This is a genomic window from Actinomycetota bacterium, assembly GCA_005774595.1.
Taxonomy (GTDB): Bacteria; Actinomycetota; Coriobacteriia; order Anaerosomatales; family D1FN1-002; genus D1FN1-002.
Map to the genome: position 1 here is coordinate 1 of VAUM01000325.1, position 2,106 is coordinate 2,106.

The window sequence follows — 2,106 nt, forward strand, 5'->3', positions numbered from 1 at the left end:
GTCGGCTACGAGCGCCAGTGCCGCGCGCGGCTCCCCGGCGGCCGCGAGCCGGCGTGCCTCCGCGAGCGCCTCGGCCGTCGCGGGCGCCTCGGCGGCGGTCTCCTCGGGCGCCGCCCCGGCAGCCCTGCGCGGAGCGCGCTTCGGGTGCTCCGTTTCGCGGGCGTGCCCGCGCCGCTCGCGCGCGCCGGCGCGCGTGCGGGCGGACGCGGCGGCCGACGCGGCCGGCACGTGCAGCGACACGCCGCGGCGCCTCGGCGTCTTGCGGTAGAGGAAGACGCCGCCGACCTCCAGCGCCTCGAACTCGTCGGACACGTTGGTGAGCGTCTCCGAGTGCCCGATGAACAGGTAACCGCCCTCGTTCAGGCACCGGTAGAAGTTCGACACGACGCGCTTCGTGGAGTCGAGCTGGAAATAGATGGTCACGTTGCGGCAGAAGATGACGTCCCAGTTACCCATCAACGCGAGGGGGTACGGCTCCTTGATGAGGTTGTGGTAGCTGAACTCGACGAGCTTGCGGACGTGCTGCGCGACGCGGTAGCCCTCGGGCGTCTCGTCGAAATGACGCCTGAGCACGTCGTCGCTCAGGTTGAGCAGCGTGCGGCCGGAGTACACGCCGGTCCGCGCCATGCGCAGCGCCTTTGTCGACACGTCGGTGCCCATGACGTACGGCTTCCAGCCCATGCCTGCGATCCCGGAGTCGAGCAGCGCCATCGAGATCGAGTAGGGCTCCTCGCCGGTGGAGCAGCCGGCCGACCAGACGCGCAGGTCGCGGCCGCTCATCGCCTTGCGCTCCATGACCTCGGGGAGCACCCGCCTGACGAACGCGTCGAACTGGCCCGGGAAGCGGAAGAACGACGTCTCGTTGATGGTGACGAGGTTGAGCAGCTCGTTGAACTCGTCCTCGTCGCGCGAGAGCAGCTGGAAGTACTCGATGAGCGAGCCGAACTTGTGACGCGTCGCGCGCGTGATGAGCGAGATGCGCAGCGAGTCGGCCTTGCTCTCCTCGAGGAAGATGCCGGAATGCTCGTGGATGTAGTCCCGGAACTTCCGGAACTCCTCCGAGGTGAGGTCTTTGGAAAGCTGGCTCTCCGTCATCGGAGCAGCCTCACGTCACGCGGACTCGTCGTCCTCGACGGCGCCGACCTTCTCGATGAGGCCGGCCGAATACATGCCGAAGAGGATCTTGGCGGTCTCGAAGTCGTTGTGGCCGGTCAGCTCGATGAGCTCGCGCACGGTGCGCCCGCCGTGCAGGTAGCACAGCAGCAGCCACTCCTTGGGCTTGAGGTGGATCTCCATCGACTTGTCGCCGGGAGCGGCGGCCATGATGAACTCGGTGTCGAGGCTCGGGATCTTCTGGCGGATCTTCTCCCAGGTCTCGAGGCGGCGTGACGATTCCATGATCACGTTCTCGACGGACACCGAGAGGCCGATGTCCTCCTCGTCGGCGGTCTCGTCGGGCTCGAAGCGCAGCGCGCCGTCCTCCCAGCGGAACAGGTCGAACAGCGTGTCGTTGATCTGGTCGGCGATGAAGCTCTCGAGCACCTTGCTGTCGAGGTAGCCCTCGTCGACGAGGATCTGGCCGAGCCGGCGGCCCGCCTTCTCCTTCTTCTGGATCTTCTGCAGGCCGAGCGCCTGGCGCAGCTGCTTCTCCGAGATGACGCCTGCCTTGACCAGCCGCTTGCCGAGCGACTCGCGGTTGTAGTTCGAGCTGGCGAAGAAGATGCGGCCCTTCTTGAAGCACACGCGGCCCTGGGTGTCGCCCTGCTCCATGTGGAGCGTGCCGGTCTTCCGGCCGCTCTCCAGCAGCCGGAACATGTCGGCCAGCGAGAAGTCCCTGAGGTTGCCCTCGAGAGCCACGGTGCTGCCTTTCGCCTCCTGCGATCGGTGCGGTCCCCCGCGCGGGCGGGCGGGCGACGTGCGGCCCACCGCGTGCGCGCGACAACAGACGGCCCGCGTACGGGCCGCAGGGCGATGGTAGCACAGGGAGCGCGCGCGGCGAGCGCTCGGAAAGCGCGCTACGCAGCAGGTGGCGCGGTCGAGCCGGCGCGCAGGCCCGAGAGGCGCGCGGCGGTGCCGAGCGCCGGGTCCGCGAGCGGCCGGAGCGCG

The 2,106-nt window shown here is 68.8% G+C and carries 2 protein-coding genes; both read right to left on the minus strand.

Annotated features, from left to right (window positions below):
* On the minus strand, positions 1 to 1,095 hold a 1,095-nt coding region (locus FDZ70_09680), incomplete at its 3' end, for a protein-glutamate O-methyltransferase CheR (protein TLM69554.1).
* Between the two features lie 15 nt (positions 1,096 to 1,110).
* On the minus strand, positions 1,111 to 2,106 hold a 996-nt coding region (locus tag FDZ70_09685), incomplete at its 5' end, for a DUF4388 domain-containing protein (protein TLM69555.1).